The sequence below is a fragment of the Mycolicibacterium doricum genome, from assembly GCF_010728155.1.
In the GTDB taxonomy this organism is placed as follows: Bacteria; Actinomycetota; Actinomycetes; order Mycobacteriales; family Mycobacteriaceae; genus Mycobacterium; species Mycobacterium doricum.
In genome coordinates this window covers 495926-519795 of sequence record NZ_AP022605.1, presented here as the reverse complement: position 1 = coordinate 519795, position 23870 = coordinate 495926, and the positions used below count along the sequence as shown (strand labels likewise).

Genomic DNA, 23870 nt, shown 5'->3' with positions numbered 1-23870 from the left:
GCTCGAGCGAGAGACTTCCCGCTCACCCCGCCGGGACATAGTGTGGTCGCCGTGGTGGACACGGTGGACTGGGAGCGAACCCTTGAACAGATTCTGGGCGAGCACGGCCCGTTGCACGAGGACGACATCGCACAACGGCTGCGCGACATCGGCGTGGCCGATCCGGACACCTTGCTGGACCGCCTTCTCGATGAAATTGCTTGTCCGGCACGGAAACTAGTCGACGACCGATGGGTGTGGCTGCCGGCAATCCTCGCCGGGCGAGTGTTCACGCACCGGCTCGACGCCGACGAACTGGCCCACGACCTCCTCACCGTGACGCCGGACCTGGACCCGATCACAACGCTGTGTGAGCACGAGCCGTACCGGCAGTTCACCGACGGGTCGGCGGCGCACGTCGTGCTGGCCGGCTTCGACGACGATCTGCTCGAACAACGTGGCATTGCGGAGGAGGCGATCGACCCGCTCGGCGCGCTGCTGCTGGCGCCCGGCACGCTGGCGGCACTGGGCGTCGCCGAGGGCGACCTGGTGGGGGTGCGCCTGACCGAGCAGGGCCTCGTAGTCGAACGGGTGACCCGCCCCGGCATCCCCGCGCCCGCAGCTGCCGCGGTGGGCCAGCGGCTGGCCGCGATGGTCGACGGCGAAGAGCCGCAGCACTTCGACGTGCCGGTATGGACGGCGTGCGCCGAGGACCCGGCGCTGTTCACCCAGCCGCTGCCGCCGCTGTGCGAGATCGCCGACGACGCCGGCCTGGCGAGCGAGGGCGAGTGGCTCGCACCCAGCGGATTCGACTTCGAGCGCTGGCGTCTCGACCGCGGATGCGCGCGGCTGGCCGAGCGACACGGCCTCGACCCCGACGACGCGTTCGCGCTCTATATGCTCGTCCACATCTACGGGCAGATGTCGCGGCTCACGATGGAGGCGGCCGACGAGGACGCACTGCCGGAGGTGGCGCTCGCCGCTGCCGGCGCGGACGCGACGACCCCCGAACCCGCGGAAAAGCCGGCGGCCCAAGACCTCTCCGATCTGGTCGGCGAGCTCGGGGCCGCGCTCGCCGACCCGCTGCTGGCCGAGCTGCTGGTGGCCGAGACGGTCGGCACCGGGCGCGCCGGAGCCTCCGGACTGGGCTTGTTGGCGGAGGTGCTGGAGCCGAAGGTGCCGCGCGCGGCCAAGGTGGCGTGTCGGTGGCTACGCGCAGTGGCGCTCGAGCGGCTCGACGACATCGAGCAGGCCGAGCGCGAGCTGCTCGCGGCCGAGTCGATGGATCCGGACTGGCCGCTGCCGCTGTTCGATCTGGCCCGCATCGCCTCCGATCGCGGCGACGCCGAGCGGGGGCTGTCGCTGCTGCGCCGCGCCGGGGCCGCCCCGGACCATCCGCTCGTGGAGCTGCTGGAGCAGCATCGGGTGCAGCAGCGCCGAGACCTCGGCCGCAACGAGCCGTGCTGGTGCGGGTCCGGCCGCAAGTACAAAAAGTGTCATCTCCGGCGCGAGGAGTTGCCCCTGCCCGAGCGGACGGGCTGGCTGTACACGAAAGCCGCGCAGTACGCGCTGCTGGACGGCTGGCACGACGAGCTGGCCGCAGCGGGCGACGAACGGTTCCGCTACGGCCACCTGGATCCCGACGCACTGTTCGAGGCGCTGGCGGATCCGTTGGTGATGGACGCGGTGCTGTTCGAGGGCGGCGCGTTCGCGGAGTTCCTCGATGTGCGCGGTTCGCTGCTGCCCGACGACGAGCGGTTGCTGGCCGAGCAATGGCAGCTGGCAGGGCGGTCGGTGTTCGAGGTGGAGCAGGTGCACAGTGGCCACAGCGTCACGGTGCGCGACCTGCGCACCGGCGACACCCATGAGGTGCACGAGCGGGCGGCCAGCCGCCAACTCAAGGTCGGGCAGCTGATCTGCGCACACCCGCTGCCCACCGGGGACACCATGAACTTCTTCGGCGGGATAGAACCGGTCGAACTGCACCAACGCGACCGGTTGATCGACCTTCTCGACACCGAACCCGACCCGGTGACGCTGGTAGGGCATCTGAGCCGACGGTTCGCACCGCCGGCGCTGGCCAACACCGAGGGCGACCCATTGGCGATCTGCGAGGCCACCGTGCGCGTCGGCGACCCAGCCGAGATGGAGGCCGCCTTGGACGACATCTACCACCGCGACGACGAAGAGGATGCGACGCGGTGGTTCGAACACGTCACCACCGACGGCATGCCGCGCATCCGGGCGGTGCTGACCCTCGACGGCGACGAGCTGCGGGTCGAGACCAACAGCGAGAAGCGAATGGATCGGGTGCTGGCGACACTGGCACGCTGCGACCCCGCGATGGAGGTGCTCGACGACTCGCGCCGGCCCCTGCGCAACGCCCGCGACGTCGCGGAGCTGGCCAAGCAGCTGCCCGCTGCAAACGACGACGCAATCGATCCCGACGACCCCGAGCTGGCCGCGTTTCTCGACGAGTTCGTCCGCGACTACGAAACCACGTGGCTCGACCAGCCCCTTCCCGCGCTCGACGGCCACACCCCGCGGCAAGCCGCCGACGACCCCACCCGCCGCGCCGACCTCATCAGACTCCTCGACACGTTTCCCGCCGTCGTCCCGGGCACGGCCGGTATGGACCCCGACCGGCTCCGCGCCGCGCTCGGCCTCGGGTAAGCGGTGCAGCCGGAGGGCTACCACCACCTCTGCGGCCCAAGTTGTAGGCACTTCTGCAGGTCGGCGTCGGCGGCCCGCACCGCGGCTTCCTCGACGCCGTAAGCCACCGCGACGTCAGCGAAACGGCCCGTTGTGAGGTTCGCACGCCGGCACACCAGTCGTTCGATGCCCGCGGCGAGCACCGCCGGGCCGTGCACGTCGACAAACCCTTCCTCGTCGGGCAACCGCCACAGCGCCGCGAGGCAACGCAGCACCGTGGGCAGGCCGAATAGGGGAATCGCGTTCCGCCACAGCGATTCGCCGACCGGGCCGAGCGGGACTCGGGGTGGCGGCGGCGCCTGCACACCCGCGCGGCCAGGTCCGTTCACCCATCGGCGCAAGTACGCCGACTCGAAGGGCCAGTCGTAGGGCAGGACCTCGTCGATCTGTCCAGCGCCCCCTTCCGCTTGCCAGCGAAGCAGGAAGGGGAACCGCTTCCCCGCGGCGGTCTCCACGTAACCCATGGACGCATGGTGCACGCCCGACGATGACGTTGTCGTCTGCGCGGCGACGGCGACCATGTCCTCGGTCGGCGGGAGCCCGATGGCCCAGGCCGCACCCGACGGGCCGTACAGCCGGATCGCCGCCGCCGCCGGTGAATTGGGCGCACAGTGCCGCGCGAGCCGCCGGTCGCGGCGAACCACCGCGTCCCACACGTATCGGGTGAGTTTGTCGCCGACTTTGTCGGGGTTGGCTGACCTCGGCCCGGGATCGGGGCGCACCACCGGCCGGTGCGGCCTCGGTGTAGGCGGTGGCGTAGGCGGTGGTGTGACAACCTGTTGGGCCTTCGCAGCCGGCTTTGCCGACGGTCTGGCGGGCTCAGGTACGAGCCGAACCGTGGGCCGGGGAACGCATGCGGTGCAGCCGAGCCTCGTCTTGGTGGCGACGAGTCGTTCATCGGCACCGCAGTGTGGACACGCGATGTCGGCGAACCGGGCGAGCGGAATCAGCCAATCGATCATCAGCGGGTAACGTCGGTCGCCGCGACGAACGTCGACCGGCAACCGCCATACCGGTATCTCGTAGATGTGCAGCCGATAGGGTCGGATCTCCTGGCTGGCTCGGTATTTCTGCCGAGTCTCCTCGATCCGCCGGGCACGCTCGCTCCGTACACTTTCGGCGCGTGCGTCCAGCAGCTCCCGGCGGTCGGCAGGTGCTTGCTCGCGCCGACGCTCCAGGGTCGCGAGCGCATCCCGATAGTAGGCCTCGACGCGGTCGAGCTCCGCGTCGCGCGCCTTGCCGATGTCGTCACCCAGTTCGGATCGCCGCCGCTCGGCGCACTGCTCGATGACCCGGTCCGCATACCGAATCGCCGCGCTCAAGTCCTCAGGCAGCGGTGCGTCGTCTTTCGGCACCGCTGACAAGCCGGCAAGCTTCGTGCTGACCTGGGTGTCGAGCCGGCGTTGCGATGGCACGTCCACCCAGCATTCGGCGCATTCCTGGTAGTGGTCGTCGCTTGACAGCGTGTAGTCGACCAGCGCCCCGACGCGCAGTATGGCGCGCACCGATCGTGTCGGTGCACCGTTGGCGTCGATGCGTCCGTGCTCGACGGTGAACTGATCGCGCGCCGCCGCCTGCAGTTGCTCGGCCGGGGGTGGCGGCGTGGCGGCCACCGGAACAGTCAGCGCGCCGACGTCACCCACAGCGAGCACCTCGTCGGCGCACCGGCTCAGCGCGGGATGCCCGGCCGAGAGCAACGTCGCACCGTCCTCGCGAGCGACGTCGGGATCGGCGGTGACGTGCAGCTCCTCCGGCAGCTCCAGCGCGGTCTGCAGCGCCGACGGGAGCATCACCATCGTCGTGTCACCGACGAATTCGGTGAGCCCGCCGCTCGCCTCGACATACCGCAGCCAAAAGCCCAGCCCGACATCGGCGCTCGTCACGATGGCTCCCCCACGAGAACGTCGACGCCTTCCCTACTTTTCAGATAGCCGCGTCTGGCCTCGGCGAGCGCGTTGCCCAAGGCGTCGAGCCGTCGCTCGAACTCGTCGTCGTCGACGGCGTCGACGAACGCGTCGAAAACCTCGGTCTCGAAATCGAAGTCGTCGTCGACCCGCCCGAGGATCATGTCAAGTTCACCGACGACCAGTTCGAACAGATTGATCTTTGCCTCCAGCACGTGCATGACCCGTTGTTCGATGGTCCCCCGGCAGACCAGGTTGGTCAGCGTCACGTCTTGTTCCTGGCCGACCCGGTGAAGCCGGCCCAGCCGTTGCTCGATCTGCATCGGGTTCCATGGCAGGTCGAAGTTCACCATCACGTGGCAGAACTGGAGGTTACGACCCTCACCCGCCGACTCTGTCGAGAGCAGGACCGGCGTGTCAGCGCGGAACTGTCCGATCGCCGCCTCCTTCTGCGCGCGGGTGAGGCTGCCGTGATACACCGCCGCCGACAGCCCGGCGCGCTCGACCGCTCCGGCGAGCACATCCAGTGTCTGCCGAAACCCGGTGAATACCAAGACCTTCTCCCCTGCGGTGACGTGGCGCCGAAGGAGTTCGACCAGCACCCGAACCTTGTCCGGTTCCGGGATGGCTCGGGCGCGTTCGGCGAGGTCGTCCCAGCCGAGTTTCGCCAGCGTCGGCGCGGCGGCCGCGGGGCTGGAGCCGGCCAGCCGAGTCAGGCCGCGCAGGGCCAACCGGGTGCGTCCGGAGTCGGTCGCCGCAGCCCTGACTCGCCGGACGATGTCGGCATAGAGACCGGCCTCGTCGATGCCGGGCGCCACCAAAGTGGTCTCGGCGAGGCGCGGCGGCAGCATCACGGCGACCTCGCTGCGGCGATGCCGCACCATCACCTCCCGCGTGCGTGCCTGCAGCTCCTCGAGGTTGCGCGGTTTCGACTCCACCGACGCGGCACCATGTTTGGCGCGGAACTGCGCAGGTGTGCCGAACAGTCCGGGCGCGACGAGACTGACCAGCTGGTACAGGTCCGACAACTTGTTCTCCACCGGCGTTGCGGTCAGCATCAGCAGATAGCGGGCGCGAAGCCTGCGTGCGAGCCTGCCCGACGCGCTTCGAGGGCTACGGAGCCGGTGCGCCTCGTCGAAGATCACCAGGTCCCAGTCGGTGCCGGTCAGCCGGCCCAGCAACGGATCGCGCCGAGCGGCGGCAAGCGAGGCGATAAGGACCGGCCGGTCTATCCCGGTTTCACGCCCGGGTGCCGAACCTGATCGGGCGATTGCGGTCGGCAACCCGAACTTCCGTTCGAGCTCGTCGCGCCATTGGTCGACAAGCCCCGCCGGAACGACCACCAGCACACGGTCGGCGAGCCCGCGCATGCGTAGCTCGGACAGCACCAACCCGGCCTCGATCGTCTTGCCGAGGCCCACCTCATCGGCCAGGATGCCTCGTCCACGCATCCGCCGCAGCACGGTCCGCGCGGCCTGCAGCTGATAGTCGAACGGTTCGAACCGCAACCGCGGTAGCGCAAGGAAGGTGTCGAATCCCGGCCGTGCCCAGACCTGAACGGCGTCGTCCACCAGCGCGGACCAATCCGGTTGCAGCCGTGCGCCATTGCGCAACCGCGCGAGCAACGGCAGGTAGGCGGACAAGTCGGCTGCCGACGTCTCGGCGGCGTCGATGGTGACGGTCACTGGGCCTCCCGACAGGCTGGTGCATGCAAAGCTCTGCGCTGACCGTACCGGCGGCAACTGACACGACCGACCACCCGCGCCGATGTGTGACAAATGTGCCTGATGTGACACCGTCGGCCAGCGGGCAACTTGCCGAGCAGACGGAAATGTCCCCGACACGCCGGGTGTGCGGGGACATTTGTGTCTGTTCGCGGGGACTCGCGGAAATTCGCGGGGATTCGCGGGGATAGGTCACCTACGGGTCGACGGCACGGTCATCGCACCCTTACGGCCGACCGATCCCCCGGTATGTCCAGCCGGCGTCGCGCCACAACTGCGGGCTGAGGCAATTGCGGCCGTCGATGATGGCGCGTCGTCGCACGAGGCCGCCGAGTTCGTCGGGATCCATGGCCACGAACTGCTTCCACTCGGTCAGGATCATCGTCATGTCGGCGCCCGCACATGCCTCTTGAATGCTCGACGCGTACTGCAGTGTCGGGAACAACTGCCGCGCGTTCTGCATCGCCTCGGGGTCGTACACGCTCACCGCCGCGCCTTGGAGCTGCATCTGCCCGGCGATGTTCAACGCCGGTGAATCCCGGACGTCGTCGGAATCCGGTTTGAACGCCGCGCCCAGCACCGCCACCCGCGTCCCGATGAAGGAGCCGCCCGAAGCCTCCCGGGCCAACTCCACCACCTTGTTGCGCCGCCGCATGTTGATGCTGTCCACCTCGCGCAGCAGCGCGAACGCCTGGCCGGCCCCCAACTCACCGGCCATCGCGATGAACGCGCGAATGTCCTTCGGCAGACAACCGCCACCGAAGCCGATGCCGGCGTTGAGGAACCGCCGCCCGATCCGGGCGTCGTACCCGATTGCGTCGGCCAGCACCGACACGTCCGCGCCGGTGGCCTCGCACACCTCGGCGATGGCGTTGATGAACGAGATCTTCGTGGCCAGAAACGCATTCGCCGACGTCTTGACCAACTCGGCCGTCGCCAAATCGGTGACCATGAACGGGATGCTCTCCGCGAGCAACGGCGCGTAAACCTCACGCGCGCAAGCCTCCGCGTTACCCGGACGGTCGCGATCCACGCCCAGCACGATCCGGTCTGGGTGCAGCGTGTCCTCGACCGCGAACCCCTCCCTCAGGAATTCCGGATTCCACGCGAGTTCGGCCTGCTCACCGGCGGGCGCCAGCTCCCGCAGCCGGGTGCCCAATCGGGCCGCCGTACCCGCAGGCACCGTGGACTTCCCGAAGATCACCGCCGGGCGGGTGAGCAGCGGGGCCAGCGACTCGACCACCCCGTCGACGTAGCGCAGGTCAGCAGCGAGCTCGCCGTGCTTCTGCGGGGTGCCGACAGCGATGAAATGGACATCAGCGAACTCGGTGGCCTCCTCGTAGGAGGTGGTGAACCGCAACCGTCCCGCGTCGACGTTCGCCCGCAAGACCTCCGGTAGCCCGGGCTCGAAGAACGGGAGCTCACCGGCGGCCAGCTTGGCCAGCTTCCCCTCGTCGATATCGACACCGAGCACCTCGTGCCCTAGCTGGGCCATGCAAGCGGCATGGGTGGCACCGAGATAACCGGTGCCGAAGACTGCGATGCGGCGACCCATCGACCCCCCCTCCAGAATCTCCCGTGGGTCATCCTAGCGGGCAAGTCCGCAACACCGCTTGGTCTCACGCCTCCGCGAAGTTGCGGGTCACCTGCGGGTCGACGGGGATGCCCGGGCCCGTCGTCGTCGACACGACGATCTTCTTCAGGTAACGGCCCTTCGACGCCGAGGGCTTGGCCCGCATGATCTCGTCCAGCGCGGCGCCGTAGTTCTCGACCAGCTTCGTCTCGTCGAACGAGGCCTTCCCGATCACCAGGTGCAGGTTGGCCTGCTTGTCCACCCGGAAGTTGATCTTGCCGCCCTTGATGTCGGCCACGGCCTTGGCGACATCCGCGGTCACCGTGCCGGTCTTCGGGTTCGGCATCAGGCCACGCGGGCCGAGGATGCGGGCGATGCGCCCGACCTTGGCCATCTGGTCCGGCGTCGCGATCGCCGCGTCGAAGTCCAGCATGCCGCCCTGGATCTGCTCGATCAGGTCGTCGCTGCCGACGATGTCGGCGCCGGCCGCCTTCGCCTGCTCGGCCTTGTCGCCCACGGCGAACACCGCGACGCGCGCGGTCTTACCGGTGCCGTGCGGCAGGTTGACGGTGCCGCGCACCATCTGGTCGGCCTTACGCGGGTCCACACCCAGCCGGATCGCGACCTCGACGGTGGCGTCCTGCTTCTTCGACGACGTCTCCTTGGCCAGCTTCGCAGCCTCCAGCGGCGTGTAGAGCTTGGTCTTGTCGACCTTCTCGGCGGCTTCGCGGTATGCCTTGCTGTTCTTGCTCATTGGATTCTCCTAGTTGCTGAGTCGTGGTGCGGGCCGGAGCTGGCCCTCCCACCGATGACCGTTGTCGAGATTGCGCTCACGGTTGTGCAGGATCGAAATCCGCGACCCTCGGTGCAATCTCGACGGACAAAACGGATCTACTCGACCGTGATGCCCATCGACCGGGCGGTGCCGGCGATGATCTTGGCGGCCTGATCGATGTCGTTGGCGTTCAGGTCCGCCTTCTTGGTCTCGGCGATCTCACGCACCTGATCCCACGTCACCTTGGCGACCTTGGTCTTGTGCGGCTCACCGGAACCCTTCGGCACCCCGGCGGCCTTGAGCAGCAGCTTGGCTGCCGGCGGCGTCTTGAGCGCAAAGGTGAAGCTGCGGTCCTCGTAGACGGTGATCTCCACCGGAATCACGTTGCCGCGCTGCGACTCGGTCGCGGCGTTGTACGCCTTGCAGAACTCCATGATGTTGACGCCGTGCTGACCGAGCGCCGGACCCACGGGCGGGGCGGGGTTGGCCTGCCCGGCCTGGATCTGCAGCTTGATCAGCCCGGTGACCTTCTTCTTCGGGGCCATGCTGTGTGTGTTCCTCTTCTTTTTCGGGGCTTGCGTTTAGATCTTGGAGACCTGTTGGAAGGTCAGCTCGACGGGTGTCTCACGACCGAAGATCGACACCAGCACCTTGAGCTTCTGCTGTTCGGCGTTGACCTCGCTGATCGAGGCCGGCAGCGTCGCGAACGGACCGTCCATGACGGTGACCGACTCGCCGACCTCGAAGTCGACCAGGATCTCCGGACGCTCCAGCGTCGCCTCACTCGAAGCCGCACCGGCAGCCGTCGAGCCGGCCTTGCCCGGCTTCTTCGCCGCGGCGGGCGGCAGCAGGAACTTCACCACGTCGTCGAGGCTCAGCGGCGACGGCCGCGAGGTCGCGCCGACGAACCCGGTGACACCCGGGGTGTTGCGCACCGCGCCCCACGACTCGTCGTTGAGTTCCATCCGGACCAGGATGTAGCCCGGCAGCACCTTGCGGTTGACCTGCTTGCGCTGGCCGTTCTTGATCTCGGTGACCTCTTCGGTCGGCACCTCGACCTGGAAGATGTAATCCCCCACATCCAGGTTCTGCACGCGGGTCTCGAGGTTGGCCTTCACCTTGTTCTCGTAGCCGGCGTAGGAGTGGATCACGTACCAGTCGCCGGGCTGCCGGCGCAGTTCCTTCTTCAGCGCGACGGCCGGATCCTCGTCTTCCGCCGGGGCTTCCGCGGCGGTCTCTGCGGGCACGTCGTCGGTGGCCGCCTCTTCACTCACCTCGCCGCCCGCGACGTCGGCATCCTCGTTCGCGGGGTCAGTGTTCGCAGTATCGGTCGTCATGTCGGTCTCATCGGTATCGACCAGGTCGACGCCCTCGGCCGAAGGCGTATCGCCCTCGAAGCTCGTCACGGTTGTAGTCCTCTCTTGTTACTGGTCGATCCTCGGCTAATCGCCGAACACCAGTCCGACCAGTCGGGCCATGCCATAGTCGAACCCGGCGATCAGCGTCACCATGAACGCGAGGAAGACGAGCACCACGCTGGTGTAGCTGACCATCTGCTTGCGGTTCGGCCAGATGACCTTGCGCAGCTCGGCGACGACCTGCCTGATGTAGTTGACGACGAACAGGAACGGGTTCGGGTAACGACCCGGCTCCTTCTTCGCGGTCTTTTTCTTGGTGCCGGTGCCCGAGCCGTTCTCGGTGCCCGAACTCTCGGTGAGCTCGGTGGCATCCGATTCGGTGTCCGTGTCGGCGGCCGCGCGCCGGGTCCGTTTGCCGGTGGGGCGCAGCGGCCGGGTCACCACAGCGGTGTGACCGCGGGTGTCGTCGACGCCGTCGGTCTCTGCGTCGTTGCCGGTGCCTGCGGAGCCGGCACTGTCGCGCTCGTCGCTCACCGCATGCCTTTCGTCTCAGGTTCGTGTGGACTCTTCGTTCTCGTGATGGTCTGGGTCATCACCATCCAGTGTCCACGCTTGTCCAGTATTCAGTTGGCAGGGGCGACAGGACTTGAACCTGCAACCTGCGGTTTTGGAGACCGCTGCTCTGCCAGTTGAGCTACGCCCCTTCGGGGACGACATTGCTGGCGCTGTCGTCACCGCGTACGGGGCTCACACAATTCGCGCGCTTCCAGACGTTCAGTCGGAAGCGCGCTGTAATGGGAAAACCCCGGTCACCGAGTTTAGCGCGCAGCCCGTCGGACTTCCTAATCCGCTGCCCAGCGACTACTCGCCGGCGGCCGTGCGCACGACCTGACCCGTCTGCGGGTCCCACCTCACCGAGATCGAGTTGTCGCCCTCGTGACCCATCAGCGTGGTGAACGACTCCATGACCACCGCGCCGGTCGGGTCGGTGAGCACGTTTCGGGTGGTGACGATGTCGGCGCCGAACCGCTCGTCCACGGTCTCGACGTGCATGGTGCCGGTCAGCGCGTCGCCGGCCACGATCGGCCGGTGGAAGAGGAACTTCTGGTCGACCTGGACGATCTGCATGGTCTCCAGGCCCACGTCGACGTTCTGGAAGAAGTGGTTCTGGATCATGACCGCGAAGATCGACATGAAGGTGGGCGGCGCGATCAGCGCCTCGTGACCCATTTCGGCGGCGGCGTCCTCGTCGAGGGTAGCCGGATCGGTGGCCTTCACCGATTTCGCGTACTGGCGGATCTGCTCGCGGCCCACCACGAAGGTGTCCGGATACTTCCAGACCATGCCGCGGATGTCGGTTTTGAGTGCCATGAGATGCGCCCCTCGCCTACGCCAGCGTCGCGACCGCGACGGCCCGGCCGAAGATCTTCTTGCCGCCTGCGGTGGCCGCCAGCGCGATGGTCACCGACTTGGTCTCCGGGTCAGCCGATTTCACGCGACCGCTGAAGACGATCTCGGCGCCCTTGCCGTCGTTGGGCACCGGCACGACGGCGGTGAAGCGCACGTTGTACTCCTTGACCGCGGCCGGGTCGCCCACCCAGGAGGTGATGTAACCGCCGCCGAGTCCCATCGTGAGCATGCCGTGGGCGATGGCGGTGTCGAGTCCGACCTGCTTGGCGATCTCGTCGTCCCAGTGGATGGGGTTGAGGTCACCGGAGACGCCGGCGTAGTTCACCAGGTCCTGGCGGGTGAGGGTGATCACCTTCTCCGGGAGCTGATCGCCGACCTTGATCGAATCGAACTCACGCAGTGCCATTGCTGAAGCCACTCTTTCCGTCTTCGTCGCTACGCCCCGCGAGGGTGGTGTAGCACTCCTGTACGACCTCACCGTTGTCATTGGTGATGACGTTCCTGGTGGTGATGATGTCGGTGCCGTGCGCCTTGCGAATCGAGTCGATGTAGACGTCGCAGTACAGCGTGTCGCCGGCCTTGATCGGGCGGACGAACTTCAACGCTTGATCGACCTGGACGATCTGGGCGTCGCTGATGGCGATGTTGTTGGCCTCGAACATCGCGTACTGGGCCTGGTAACCGAAGACCGAGATGAATGTCAGTGGCGCCAGCAGGGCGTCGTAGCCGAGTTCGGCGGCCGCCTTCTCTTCGAAGAAGGCGGCGTCGTCGTTCTTGACGGCCACGGCGTACTCGCGGATCTTCTCCCGGCCCACGACGTAGTGGTCGGGGTGGCGGTAATGCGTCCCGACGAACTTGTCCAAGAAAGACACGAGTGTTGAACCTATCTAGTCACCGTGGTCTCAGCCACCGGGCGACCGATCAGCGCGACTCCTTGTGCGCACGGTGCACACCGCAGTTCGGGCAGAACTTCTTCAGTTCCAGCCGGTCGGGGTCGTTGCGGCGGTTCTTCTTCGTGATGTAGTTGCGGTGCTTGCACACCTCACAGGCCAAGGTGATTTTCGGCCGGACGTCGGTACTGGAGGCCACGTCAGCTGCCCTCTTTCAGATCTCGTGTCGTTTCTCGTGCTCTGTAGCGGTGGGGGGGCTCGATCCCCCGACCTCACGATTATGAGTCGTGCGCTCTAACCAGCTGAGCTACACCGCCATTCCAGGCGCCTACCACTCGGCGGTCGCCGAGCCCCCTAACGGAATCGAACCGTTGACCTTTTCCTTACCATGGAAACGCTCTGCCGACTGAGCTAAGGGGGCCTGACCCTCGACTCGGGCAAGGCCGTGCCGTGGGCATTGAAGAGAGTACAGTCTGGCCCGCGCGGGAGCCAAACCGCTGGTCAATGCAACCGTACGCGGGCCCGTCTACATTCCCTTTACGACAGCCCTTTACGACAGCCCTTTACGACAGCAGCCAGTCGTTCGGCGAGAACAGCTCGCAGTGCAGCCGGCCCGCCGGTACGCCGCGCTCCTGCAGCTGAGCCCGGACCGCCTGCACGAAGCCGTTGCCGCCGCACAGGTACACCTCGGCGTCGGCGGGCAGCTTCGCCGCACTCGCGTCGAGCAGCCCGTGGTGGGCCACCCCGTCGGCCTCCTCGTACCAGACGTCGAGCGTGGCGTCTGGCAGTGCGGCGACCAGTTCCTGCTGACGGTCCTTAAGCGGGTGCGTCGCGGCCGAGCGGTCGGCATGCCACACCTTCACGGTGGTCTCGGGCGCGACGGCAGCGAGGTGTTCGAGGATGCCCACCATCGGGGTAATCCCGATACCCGCGGACACCAGAACCAGCGGCCGGTGGTGGGTCTCGGGGTCGGGTAGGTCGCCGAAGGGCACGGTGACGTCGAGGAGGTCCCCGCGGTGCACGTTGGCGCGCACCCAGTTCGACACCTCCCCGAGCGGGCGTACCGCGAATGTCAGCTCGCCGTCGTGCGGGGTGTTGATCAGGCTGTACTGGCGCAGTTGGCGCGCCCCGTCGGGCAGCGTAACCCCCACCGAGACGTACTGGCCGGGCCGGAATGTGGGGAACGGCTGGCCCGTCGAGCACACAGTCAGCAGGACGGCGCCGGACGGATCGTCGGTGCGCGCGACGACCCGCGCGCGGCGGTAGACGTCCCCGTCGGCGACGCCGGCCTCGGCGTATAGGCCGCGCTCCAGCCCGATCAGGGTGCGCGCCATCATCCAGTAGACGGCGTCCCAAGCGTCGGCGACCTCCGGCGTCACGGTGTCGGCGCCCAACACTTCGATGATCGCGGCGAACAGATGCTCGTGCACGATCTCGTACTGGTCGGCGGTGATGCCCAGCGAGGCATGCTTGTGCCCGATGCGCGAGATCAGTTCGGCCGGATTCGGCAGGTTCGGGTCGACGAGGTGCGTCGCGTAGGTCGCGATGGACGCCGCCAGGGCCCGCTGCTGAGCGCCCTGGGCCTGGTTGCCCCGGTTGAACAGGTTGCGCAGCAACTCGGGGCGGGCGGCGAACATCCGGCTGTAGAAGACGGTCGTGATTTCGTCGATGCGCGCGCCGACGAGCGGCAGCGTCGCGGTGATGATCTGCCCCTGCTCCGGGCCGAGTCCTTCGCCGGCGGAAACCTGCGGGGTGACGGTCATCGGATGGTCCTTTCATCGGTGGGGTCGTGCAGCGGCGCTCCGAGGGTGAATCGGGCGAGTTACACACTTCGCACGCTATGGAAACGCGTAGATGGGCTGCACCTTTTTCGGGTGTGCCGTTGAACACCCCGCGCACGTGCGGTTTCTCCACCAGCCGCTTTAGGCTGTCCGGCGTGCCGAATTCAGAACGTCTCTACTTCCGCCAGCTGCTCGCGGGCCGCGACTTCGCCGCCGGCGACATGATCGCCACACAGATGCGCAACTTCGCCTACCTCATCGGCGACCGGGAGACCGGCGACTGCGTCGTCGTCGATCCGGCCTACGCCGCCGGCGATCTGGTCGACGCGCTGGAGGCCGACGGGCTGCATCTGTCTGGCGTGCTGGCGACCCACCACCACCCCGACCACGTCGGCGGCTCGATGATGGGCTTCCAGCTCAAGGGGCTGGCCGAACTGCTCGAGCGGGTCAGCGTGCCGGTGCACGTGAACAGCCACGAGGCCGACTGGGTTTCCCAGGTCACCGGCATCGCCCGCAGCGACCTGACCGCCCACGACCACGGCGACATCGTCAGCGTCGGCGGCATCGACATCGAACTGCTACACACCCCCGGCCACACGCCGGGCAGCCAGTGCTTCCTGCTCGACGGTCGGCTCGTCGCCGGGGACACGCTGTTCCTCGAGGGCTGCGGCCGCACCGACTTCCCGGGCGGCAACGCCGACGACATGTTCCGCAGCCTGCAAGCGCTGGCCCAGTTGCCGGGCGACCCGACGGTGTTCCCCGGCCACTGGTACTCCGCGGAGCCCAGCGACGCCCTGTCGAACGTCAAGCGGTCGAACTACGTCTACCGCGCCCGCGACCTCGACCAGTGGCGCATGTTGATGGGCGGCTGACTGCGACGCCCCATCAGAGAAGTAGGCCCACAGGGTACGCCTGGAGTGACAGCCATCACACCAGGTTGGCTGACAAGATGTCCCGGTGAGTGACGTCCAGGGGCGGGTGTGGCGGAACGGTGAGCCGCAGGACGATTTCGAGTTCTCGAAGATCTCCGACTACCTCGCCGAAACGGGCACTCTTCTATGGACCGACGTGTACGCCTCCGACCACGCCATCCTCAAGGACCTCGCCCACGAACTGGGCCTCAACGAGTGGGCCGTCGAGGATGCCGTCGCCGAATCGGAGCGCACCAAGGTCACCGTGTATTCGACGCACACCTTCTTCACCGTCTACAGCGTCGACACCCACGAGGCGCAGAGCGACACCGACTCTGCGTTGGCGATCCACCGCATCTCCGGGTTCGTGCTGCCGCAGGGGCTGATCACGGTGCGGTTGTCGCCGGACTTCGACATCGACGCGGTGTCGGAGCGGTTCGACGAACTGGGCGGACAGGAGTTCGGCGTCGGCGCGCTCGTGCACGGCCTGCTCGACACGGTGGTCGACGGCCACTTCAGCGCGGTGCAGTATCTCGACGACGCCATCGAGGAGATCGAGGACGCGTTGTTCTCCGACTCGATGCCGCGGGGTGGGCTGCAGCGCATGACGTTCCAGTTGCGCAAAGATCTCGTGCACCTGCGGCGGGTGGTGCTGCCGATGCGTGAGGTGGTCAACTCGATCCAGCACCGGCGCCTGGACGCGAGGATGTCAGCCGAACTCGACCCGCGGTATGCCGACCTCTACGACCACGTGCTGCGCGCGTCGGAGTGGACCGAGTCGCTGCGCGACATGATCACCACAGTCTTCGAGACGAACCTGTCGCTGCAGGATGCGCGGCTCAACATGGTGATGAAGAAACTGACCGGCTGGGCGGCGATCATCGCCGTGCCGACCGCGATCACCGGCTTCTACGGGCAGAACGTCATCTATCCGGGCATCGAGACGGTGACCGGATTCGTCACGAGTTCGGTGCTCATCGTCCTGCTCGTCGCGATCCTCTACGTCACGTTCAAACGCCGCGACTGGCTCTAGGGTCGGTGCCGTCGTGCGCGCCCTACGACCGTTACCGACACCAGGGTCGTTGATCACCCGCCCGCGCCGTCGGGACAACAGCCCTGTTGACGGTAACCAGCACAGCATCGACGCGGTGACCCATACCCAGAGCCGGCCGGCTTGTCGGTGAGGCGGGTCATCATCGCGGCATGTACCCGATCGTGGGTTCCGAGGAGATCGCGGCCGGGCGGCTGACACGGGCAGCGTTGCGGTGGCACTACACCGCCATCCACCCGAACATCTACCTGCCCAAAGGAGCTCCCCACACACCTGACGCAAGGACCGAGTCGGCGTTCCTGTGGACAGGACGGAAGGGCATCGTCGCCGGGCGGGCCGCCGCCTACTGGCACGGGGTCCGCTGGGCCCTGCAAGACCATGACATCGAGGTGATCTGCAGGCATCGCAGACCCATACACGGTGTCGAGATCCACGACGAACGCATCGCCGCAGACGAGATCTGCACCCGTGGAGCCCAACTCCTGGTCACCTCGCCCGCCCGCACCGCTTTCGATGTCGGTCGCCGCCTGCCCCGGGTGGAAGCCGTCAGCGTGCTCGACGCCCTCTCGGCCGTGACCGGTGTGACGGCCGCGGACGTCCAGGCGTTGGCCGCCCGCTACCCGGCGAGTCGCGGGATTCCGGCGGCCCGCGAGGCCGTCGAGCTGATGGACGGCGGTGCCCGATCGCGGGAGGAGACAGTGATCCGACTATTGCTGATGGACTCCGGTCTTCCCAGACCCGGTACCAGCATTCAGCTCGAGGACAGGCACTGGTCGACGCGCATCGCCGTCGGCTGGGAGTTCGCGAAGGTGGGAATCAGCTTCGAGCCCGACGGCCGCCTCGAGCGGTACTCAGCCGTGCAGCAGCTCGAGAGTGAAGAACTGGTGCAGCGGTTGGGGTGGTTGCATATTCGCGCACATCCGTGGCGCAGCCTCCACATCGTCCGGTTTCGCGCCCGAGCGGCGCTCATGTCCCGTGCTCATCGCACCTGGAGTGGCGAGTGGGTGCCCACCAGATCGGCGGCTCAAGCGCGGCTCGCCCACGATCAGTCGGACCCGCGATCTATCGTTTGAGTCGATGCCATTCCATCTGCACCGGGCACAGCGCACCGATCTGCTGGCCGACGGACTCGGTGCGCTGCTGCGGACTCCGCCGGCCGACCCGTTCGCCGAGGACCTCGTCATCGTCGGAGCCAAAGGTGTCGAGCGGTGGCTGAGCCAGCGGCTGTCGCACATCCTGGGTCGCGGTTCGGGCCACGACGGGGTTTGTGCAGGCATCACCTTCGGCAATCCGCGCTCGCTCATCGCTCAGATCATGGGCGGATCCACCGGCCCCGACGACGCCGACCCGTGGGCCGCCGACACCCTGGTCTGGCCGCTGATCGAGGTCATCGATGACAGCCTCGACCAGCCGTGGTGCACCACGCTCGCCACCCACCTCGGCCACTTTCAACACGGCGAGGAGAAAGAGCTCCGGCAGAGCCGCCGCTACGCCGTCGCCCGCCGCCTGGCCGGCCTGTTCGCCTCCTACGCCCGCCAACGCCCACAGCTCCTCGTCGACTGGCTTGACGGCAACACCGCAGACCTCGACGACGACCTGCACTGGCAACCGCACCTGTGGCGCGCGCTCGTCGCTCACATGCCCGCCGACCCCCCGCACATCCGGCACGCTAAAACTATTGCGCGGCTTGGTGAGTCCCCCACCGACCTGCCCGAACGCCTGTCGCTGTTCGGCCACACCCGCCTGCCCTCCACCGAAGTGGAGCTGCTCGAGGCGCTCGCCAGCCATCACGACCTGCACCTGTGGCTGCCGCACGCCAGCGCCGACCTGTGGGCATCGCTGCAGACCCACCGCGGCCCCGTCCGCCGCCGTGACGACACCACCCACCGCGTGGTCGGCCACCCGCTGCTGGCCACCCTCGGCCGCGATCTGCGCGAACTGCAGCGCAGCCTGCCCGGCGACCCGCAGACCGACGACCATCTCGGCGACACCGGCCATCCCGAAACCCTGCTCGGCTGGCTGCAGTCCGACATCGCCGCCAACGCGGTCCGCCCCGCGGACCGCCGGCTGCCCCACCACGACCGCTCCGTACAGGTGCACAGTTGCCACGGCGCCGCCCGCCAGATCGACGTCCTGCGTGAGGTGCTGCTCGGTCTGCTCCTCGACGACCCGACGCTCGAACCCCGCGACATCCTCGTCATGTGCCCGGACATCGAGCACTACGCGCCGCTGATCGTCGCCGGATTCGGGCTCGGCGACGTGGTCCACGGCGCCCATCCGGCGCACCGGCTGCGGGTCAAACTGGCCGACCGGGCGCTCACGCAGACCAACCCGCTGCTCGGCGTCGCCGGCCAACTGCTCGACCTCGCCGGCGGTCGCGCCACCGCCACCGAGGTGCTCAACCTCGCCGAGGCACCCCCCATCCGGGCATGTTTCGACTTCAGCGACGACGACCTCGACGCGATCGGCGACTGGGTGCGCGAGGCCAACATCCGGTGGGGCTTCGACCGTGCACACCGCCATCCCTACGGCGTCGACTTCGTGCAGAACACCTGGCGTTTCGGTCTCGACCGGGTCCTCGCCGGTGTGGCGATGTCCGACGACGCACACGCCTGGCTCGACACCACCCTGCCCCTCGACGACGTCGGCAGCGACCGGGTCCAGCTCGCCGGCCGCCTCGCCGAATACGTTTACCGCCTACAGGCCTGCGTCGACACCCTCAGCGGCACAAAGCCTCTGGACGGATGGCTCGACGCGCTGCGCACCGGCATCAACCGGTTGACCGCCGTCCCCGACGACGACACCTGGCAGACCAGCCAACTGGAACGCGAGTTCGCCGACGTGCTGACCCAGGCCGGGCCGCGAAGCGGCACCCTGCTGCGCCTGCCCGACGTCAAGGCGCTGCTCGACAGCCACCTCGCCGGGCGCCCCACCCGCGCGAACTTCCGCACCGGCACGCTGACGGTGTGCACCATGGTGCCGATGCGTTCGGTCCCGCACCGGGTGGTGTGCCTGGTCGGTCTCGACGACGGCGTGTTCCCGCGGCTCGGTGTGGTCGACGGGGACGACGCGCTGGCCCGCGACCCGATGACCGGCGAACGCGACGTCCGCTCGGAGGACCGCCAGCTGCTGCTCGACGCGATCGGCGCGGCGACGGAGAAACTGGTCGTCACCTACACCGGCGCCGACGAGTGCTCCGGGCAGCGCAGGCCGCCGGCGGTGCCTCTTGTCGAACTGCTCGACGCGCTCGACATCACCACCGAGAGCCCGGTCCGCGACCACATCGTCGTGGAACACCCGTTGCAGCCCTTCGACGTTCGCAACGTCACCCCGGGCGCGCTCGGAGTGCCCGGCCAGCCGTTCACGTTCGACTCGACGGCGCTGACCGCCGCGACGGTCGCGGCCGGTGACCGCGCGGAGCGCCCCGGCCTGCTCAGCCGGCCCCTACCGCCGCCACCGGAGCACGACGTCGCCCTCGACGACCTGACCGGCTTCTTCAAGGATCCGGTCAAGGGGTTCTTCCGCGCATTGGACGTCACGCTGCCGTGGGACGTCGACGCCGTCGAGGACGCGATGCCGGTCGAGATCGACGCGCTGGCCGAATGGCAGGTCGGTGAACGCATGCTCGACGACATGCTCCGCGGCCTCAATCCCGAACAGGCGCAACAGGCCGAGTGGCGCCGGGGTTCACTGCCGCCCGGCCGGCTGGGCTGGCGCAAGGCGCAGGAGCTGCGCGACCAGGCCGCCGCGCTCGCCACCGCCGCACAGCGGCACCGCGGGCCGCCACCACAGGCGTACGACGTCGACATCCACCTCGGCGGTGGCCGCCGCGTCACCGGCACGGTGCCCAAGGTGTACCGCGACCGGACGGTCACCGTCACGTACTCAAAGCTCGACGGCCGCCACCTGTTGGCGTCGTGGATCCAGTTGACCGCGTTGGCCGCTCAACGCCCGGGCACCGACTGGGCGGCGGTCTGCATCGGTCGCGCCAAACGAGGCACCACCCCGCGGGTCCGGCTGCTCGGCGCACCGGACGACGCGACCGGTGTGCTGCGGGATCTGGTGAGCATGTACGACGCGGGGCGCCGCGAGCCGATCCCGCTGCCACCGAAGACCTCGTACGCATGGGCCGAGGCGCGTCACCACCGCGGAGAACCGCGGCGGGAGGCGGGGTTCCGCTGGAGATCCGGCCGCTACCCGGGTGAGGACGCCGAACCGGCCAACGTGCGGGTGTGGGGACCGCACGCCCCGCTGGACACGTTGGTCGCGGCCGGCCTCGACGGGTACGCCTGCCGCCTGTGGCTGCCGATGCTCGAAGCCGAGAAGGACTGATGCGGGGCCAGATGCGCGATCCGCTCCGCTCCTCGCTGGATTTCGACCTGCTCGGCCCGCTTCCCGCACCACGCACCACGACGGTGCTCGAGGCCAGCGCGGGCACCGGGAAGACGTTCGCGCTCGCCGGGCTGGTGACGCGCTACGTCGCCGAGGGCGTCGCGACGCTCGACCAGATGCTGCTGGTGACGTTCGGCCGGGCGGCCAGCCAGGAACTGCGGGAGCGGGTGCGCGGCCAGATGCGCGACGCGCTGGTGGCCTTCGACGATCCGTCGACCGTCGGGGACAACGAACTCGTCGCCCACCTCATCGACGCCCCTGACGAGGAACGGCACCTCCGCAGGCTACGGCTGCGGGACGCGTTGGCCGGTTTCGACGCCGCCACGATCGCGACCACCCACCAGTTCTGTCAGCTGGTCCTGAAATCACTTGGGGTGGCTGGTGATACGGATACCGGCGGGCAGCTGGTGGAGAGTCTCGACGAGCTGACCGCCGAGATCGTCGACGACCTGTACCTCGCCCACTTCGGCCAGCAGCGCGACGATCCGGTCCTGACCCGCGGGCAGGCGTTGGCACTCGCCGGTGAAGTCATCCGCAACCCCGGCGCCGAGCTGCGACCGCGCAAACCGCCACCAGAAACGGTGGCCGCGGTGCGCGTCGAGTTCGCGGAAGCCGTGTGTGCCGAACTCGAGAGACGCAAACGCCGCTCGGGCGTCCTGCATTACGACGATCTGCTGTCCAGGTTGGCCAACGCGCTCGCCGACGCGGACTCCCCGGCCCGCACCCGCATGCACCGCCGCTGGTCGATCGTCATGGTCGACGAGTTCCAGGACACCGATCCGGTGCAGTGGCAGGTGATGGACCGGGCGTTCACCGGCCGCTCGACGCTGATCCTGATCGGCGACCCCAAACAGGCGATCTACGCGTTCCGTGGCGGCGACATCGTCACGTATCTGCACGCGGCGAGCACGGCCGGGCACCGCCAGACCCTGGGCACCAACTGGCGCAGTGACGGCGGCCTCGTCGACCGGCTGCAGGCCGTGCTGCGCGACGCCGAACTCGGCGACCCCGAGATCGTCGTACGGCCCGTCGAGGCCCGGCACCAGGGGCGTCGACTCCAGGGTGCGCCGCACAACGATCCCTTCCGTCTGCGCATCGTCTCGCGTGACACCTTCGGCACCCGTGCCGACAAGGCGATCCCGATGGACAAGCTGCGACCACACATCAGCGCGGACCTGGCCGCCGACATCGGCCACCTGCTCGCCAGCGGAGCGACGTTCTGCGACCAGCCGATCGAGGCCAAGGACGTCGCGGTGATCGTCGAGACCCACAAGGACGCCCGCGCCTGCTTCGACGCGCTGTCGGTGGCCGGCATCCCGGCCGTCTACACCGGGGACTCCGACGTATTCAACTCCCCCGCCGGTGACGACTGGCTGTGCCTGCTGGAGGCGTTCGACCAGCCGCACCGCTCCGGGCTGGTGCGCGCCGCGGCCACCACGATGTTCTTCGGCCGCACCGCCGAAGAACTCGCCGCACAGGGCGACCCGTTGACCGACGAGATCGCCGAACGGCTGCGCGCGTGGGCCGACCACGCCCGTGAGCGTGGTGTCGCCGCGATCTTCGAAGCGGCGAACATGACCGGGATGGGACGGCGGGTGCTGTCCTGGCGCGACGGTGCGCGGCACATGACCGACCTCGCCCACCTGACGCAGGTGCTGCACGACGTCGCGCACCGCGAACACTTCGGCCTGCCTGCGCTGCGGGACTGGCTGCGCACGCAGCGCGAGGAGCGCAGCGGTGCCGTGGAACGCAACCGCCGCCTCGACAACGATGCCGCGGCCGTGCAGATCATGACCGTGTGGGTCAGCAAGGGCCTGCAGTACCCGGTGGTGTACCTGCCGTTCGCGTTCAACCGCAACATCCAGACGCGCGACTGCGTGCTGTTCCACGACGGCCGCACCCGCTGTCTGCACATCGGCGGCGACGACAGCCCCGACCACGCACAGGTGGAACGTCTCGGCCGCAGCGAGGCCGCAAGCGACGACGTGCGTCTGACCTACGTCGCGCTGACGCGGGCGCAGTCCCAGGTGGTCGCGTGGTGGGCGCCGTCGTGGGACGAACCCAACGGCGGGCTGTCGCGGCTGCTGCGGGGGCGCAGGCCCGGCGACACGACCGTGCCGGACCGCTGCGATCCGCCGAGAATCGACGACGGGGACGCCAGGACGGCGCTGCGCGCGTGGGCCGATCTCGGCGGGCCGGCGCTCGAGGACTCCCAGATCGCCGGACCCGCAGCACCCCATCCGCACGTGCAGCCGACGGGGCTCCAGGTTCGGCACTTCCACCGTGGCATCGACACCGCGTGGCGGCGCACGTCGTACTCGGGGCTACTGCGGGCCGCCGAAGAGACCGGGGGCAGCGGTGTGACCAGTGAACCCGAGGTGGTCGAACTCGACGACGAAACCGCCGGGGTGCCGATCTGGAAGCCCGACGACGAGGCCGCCGCGGTGTCCTCGCCGATGGCGGAGCTGCCGACGGGCGCGAAGTTCGGGTCACTGGTGCATGCGGTGCTCGAGCACGCCGACCCGTTCGCCACCGATCTCCGCGCCGAACTGGAGCGCAGGGTCCGTGAACACAGGGTGTGGTGGCCGGTCGACGTCGCTCCCGAGGTGCTGGCCGAGGCGCTGCTGCCGATGCACGACACCCCGCTCGGCGCGCTCGCACCGAACGTGACGCTTCGGCAGATCGGATTGCGGGACCGCCTGTGCGAGTTGGAGTTCGAGTTGCCGCTGGCCCGCGGGGACGTGCGCGCGGGTGCGCCGGCGATCACGCTGGCCGACGTGGGCCGCCTGCTCGGGAGGCACCTTCAGGCCGACGACGTGCTGGCCCCGTACGGTGCCCGGCTCACCGACCGCGCCCTGGGCGGCCAGTCGCTCAAGGGGTACCTGACCGGGTCGATCGACGCGGTGCTGCGGGTGGACGGCCGCTATCTGGTGGTCGACTACAAGACGAACTGGCTCGGCCAACCGGATTCACCGCTCACCGCCGCCCATTACGGCCGCGCCCGCATGGCCGAGGCGATGTTGCACTCGGACTATCCGCTGCAGGCGCTGCTGTACTGCGTTGTGGTGCATCGTTTCCTGCGCTGGCGAGTGCCGGGGTACGACCCGGAAGAACATCTCGGCGGCGTGCTGTACCTGTTCGTGCGCGGAATGTGCGGGGCGTCGACGCCGCAGGTCGACGGTGATCCGGCCGGTGTGTTCAGTTGGCGGCCCCCCGCTCCTCTCGTCGTCGCGCTGTCGGACCTGCTCGACGCCGGTTCGGCGGCCGCATCAAAGAACGCCGCATCAAAGAACACTGACGGTTTGGTGAGAATCGGCCTGCGGGTTGCGGCAACCGGGGGTACGCCACGTAGGGTGAACGAAGGTTGATCAACCAGCCGCGGCAGGTGGCAGACCGGATCGTTGGAACCG

The 23870-nt window shown here is 68.4% G+C and carries 18 protein-coding genes and 3 tRNA genes; 6 read left to right on the top strand and 15 right to left on the bottom strand.

Annotated features, from left to right (window positions below; all coding sequences use genetic code 11):
* Nucleotides 1–51 precede the first annotated feature (51 nt).
* On the top strand, nucleotides 52–2652 hold the full coding sequence (locus G6N07_RS02610) for an SEC-C metal-binding domain-containing protein (RefSeq protein WP_085190365.1): 2601 nt from the start codon (nucleotides 52–54) through the stop codon (nucleotides 2650–2652).
* A gap of 17 nt (nucleotides 2653–2669) precedes the next feature.
* Here G6N07_RS02610 and G6N07_RS02605 read toward each other — a convergent pair whose 3' ends face one another.
* The 15 genes from G6N07_RS02605 to G6N07_RS02535 form a co-directional block, all read right to left on the bottom strand.
* Nucleotides 2670–4574 (bottom strand): hypothetical protein, encoded by a 1905-nt coding sequence (locus tag G6N07_RS02605; RefSeq protein WP_085190366.1) that lies wholly within the window; start codon nucleotides 4572–4574, stop codon nucleotides 2670–2672.
* A complete protein-coding gene (locus G6N07_RS02600) occupies nucleotides 4571–6280 on the bottom strand; it encodes a DEAD/DEAH box helicase (RefSeq protein WP_133055531.1) in 1710 nt (569 codons plus the stop codon). The genes G6N07_RS02605 and G6N07_RS02600 overlap by 4 nt, the downstream gene beginning before the upstream one ends.
* Nucleotides 6281–6545: 265 nt before the next feature.
* Complete coding sequence (locus G6N07_RS02595) at nucleotides 6546–7874, bottom strand: UDP-glucose dehydrogenase family protein (RefSeq protein WP_085190370.1); 1329 nt, start codon at nucleotides 7872–7874, stop codon at nucleotides 6546–6548.
* Between the two features lie 64 nt (nucleotides 7875–7938).
* Nucleotides 7939–8646: a 50S ribosomal protein L1 gene (gene rplA, locus G6N07_RS02590; protein ID WP_085190372.1), complete on the bottom strand. Its 708-nt coding sequence runs from the start codon at nucleotides 8644–8646 to the stop codon at nucleotides 7939–7941.
* A 137-nt stretch (nucleotides 8647–8783) separates the two neighbouring features.
* On the bottom strand, nucleotides 8784–9212 hold the full coding sequence (rplK, locus tag G6N07_RS02585) for a 50S ribosomal protein L11 (protein WP_085190374.1): 429 nt from the start codon (nucleotides 9210–9212) through the stop codon (nucleotides 8784–8786).
* Between the two features lie 36 nt (nucleotides 9213–9248).
* Entirely contained in the window at nucleotides 9249–10073 is an 825-nt protein-coding gene (gene nusG, locus G6N07_RS02580; RefSeq protein ID WP_085190376.1) for a transcription termination/antitermination protein NusG, read from the bottom strand.
* Nucleotides 10074–10109: 36 nt separating this feature from the next.
* On the bottom strand, nucleotides 10110–10559 hold the full coding sequence (gene secE, locus G6N07_RS02575) for a preprotein translocase subunit SecE (protein ID WP_085190377.1): 450 nt from the start codon (nucleotides 10557–10559) through the stop codon (nucleotides 10110–10112).
* A 94-nt stretch (nucleotides 10560–10653) separates the two neighbouring features.
* A tRNA-Trp gene (locus G6N07_RS02570) sits at nucleotides 10654–10729 on the bottom strand.
* Nucleotides 10730–10886: 157 nt separating this feature from the next.
* A complete protein-coding gene (hadC, locus tag G6N07_RS02565) occupies nucleotides 10887–11396 on the bottom strand; it encodes a (3R)-hydroxyacyl-ACP dehydratase subunit HadC (RefSeq protein WP_085190379.1) in 510 nt (169 codons plus the stop codon).
* Nucleotides 11397–11412: 16 nt separating this feature from the next.
* Entirely contained in the window at nucleotides 11413–11841 is a 429-nt protein-coding gene (gene hadB, locus G6N07_RS02560) for a (3R)-hydroxyacyl-ACP dehydratase subunit HadB (RefSeq protein WP_085190381.1), read from the bottom strand.
* Complete coding sequence (gene hadA / locus G6N07_RS02555) at nucleotides 11828–12307, bottom strand: (3R)-hydroxyacyl-ACP dehydratase subunit HadA (protein WP_085190383.1); 480 nt, start codon at nucleotides 12305–12307, stop codon at nucleotides 11828–11830. The genes hadB and hadA overlap by 14 nt, the downstream gene beginning before the upstream one ends.
* Nucleotides 12308–12356: 49 nt before the next feature.
* Nucleotides 12357–12524 (bottom strand): 50S ribosomal protein L33, encoded by a 168-nt coding sequence (gene rpmG / locus G6N07_RS02550; protein ID WP_011854752.1) that lies wholly within the window; start codon nucleotides 12522–12524, stop codon nucleotides 12357–12359.
* Between the two features lie 44 nt (nucleotides 12525–12568).
* Nucleotides 12569–12642, bottom strand: a tRNA-Met gene (locus tag G6N07_RS02545).
* A 31-nt stretch (nucleotides 12643–12673) separates the two neighbouring features.
* A tRNA-Thr gene (locus G6N07_RS02540) sits at nucleotides 12674–12746 on the bottom strand.
* Between the two features lie 142 nt (nucleotides 12747–12888).
* Entirely contained in the window at nucleotides 12889–14088 is a 1200-nt protein-coding gene (locus G6N07_RS02535; protein ID WP_085190385.1) for a globin domain-containing protein, read from the bottom strand.
* Between the two features lie 173 nt (nucleotides 14089–14261).
* Between G6N07_RS02535 and G6N07_RS02530 the strand changes: the two genes are divergently transcribed.
* From G6N07_RS02530 to recB, 5 genes are all read left to right on the top strand, one after another.
* On the top strand, nucleotides 14262–14978 hold the full coding sequence (locus G6N07_RS02530; protein ID WP_085190387.1) for an MBL fold metallo-hydrolase: 717 nt from the start codon (nucleotides 14262–14264) through the stop codon (nucleotides 14976–14978).
* Nucleotides 14979–15063: 85 nt separating this feature from the next.
* Nucleotides 15064–16050, top strand: coding sequence for a magnesium transporter CorA family protein (locus G6N07_RS02525; RefSeq protein WP_085190389.1), 987 nt, complete (start codon nucleotides 15064–15066; stop codon nucleotides 16048–16050).
* 170 nt (nucleotides 16051–16220) lie between these two features.
* Nucleotides 16221–17141 (top strand): hypothetical protein, encoded by a 921-nt coding sequence (locus tag G6N07_RS02520; protein ID WP_085190391.1) that lies wholly within the window; start codon nucleotides 16221–16223, stop codon nucleotides 17139–17141.
* Nucleotides 17142–17145: 4 nt separating this feature from the next.
* Nucleotides 17146–20400: an exodeoxyribonuclease V subunit gamma gene (gene recC / locus G6N07_RS02515; protein ID WP_085190393.1), complete on the top strand. Its 3255-nt coding sequence runs from the start codon at nucleotides 17146–17148 to the stop codon at nucleotides 20398–20400.
* Nucleotides 20400–23828: an exodeoxyribonuclease V subunit beta gene (gene recB, locus G6N07_RS02510; protein ID WP_085190395.1), complete on the top strand. Its 3429-nt coding sequence runs from the start codon at nucleotides 20400–20402 to the stop codon at nucleotides 23826–23828. Before recC ends, recB begins: the two co-directional genes overlap by 1 nt.
* The last annotated feature ends 42 nt before the right edge of the window (nucleotides 23829–23870 follow it).

Coding starts and splice junctions, on each gene's coding strand:
- G6N07_RS02595 (WP_085190370.1), bottom strand. CDS start 7,874: ATGGGTCGCCGCATCGCAGTCTTCGGCACCGGTTATCTCGGTGCCACC.
- rplA (WP_085190372.1), bottom strand. CDS start 8,646: ATGAGCAAGAACAGCAAGGCATACCGCGAAGCCGCCGAGAAGGTCGAC.
- rplK (WP_085190374.1), bottom strand. CDS start 9,212: ATGGCCCCGAAGAAGAAGGTCACCGGGCTGATCAAGCTGCAGATCCAG.
- hadC (WP_085190379.1), bottom strand. CDS start 11,396: ATGGCACTCAAAACCGACATCCGCGGCATGGTCTGGAAGTATCCGGAC.
- hadB (WP_085190381.1), bottom strand. CDS start 11,841: ATGGCACTGCGTGAGTTCGATTCGATCAAGGTCGGCGATCAGCTCCCG.
- G6N07_RS02535 (WP_085190385.1), bottom strand. CDS start 14,088: ATGACCGTCACCCCGCAGGTTTCCGCCGGCGAAGGACTCGGCCCGGAG.
- G6N07_RS02520 (WP_085190391.1), top strand. CDS start 16,221: ATGTACCCGATCGTGGGTTCCGAGGAGATCGCGGCCGGGCGGCTGACA.
- recC (WP_085190393.1), top strand. CDS start 17,146: ATGCCATTCCATCTGCACCGGGCACAGCGCACCGATCTGCTGGCCGAC.
- recB (WP_085190395.1), top strand. CDS start 20,400: ATGCGGGGCCAGATGCGCGATCCGCTCCGCTCCTCGCTGGATTTCGAC.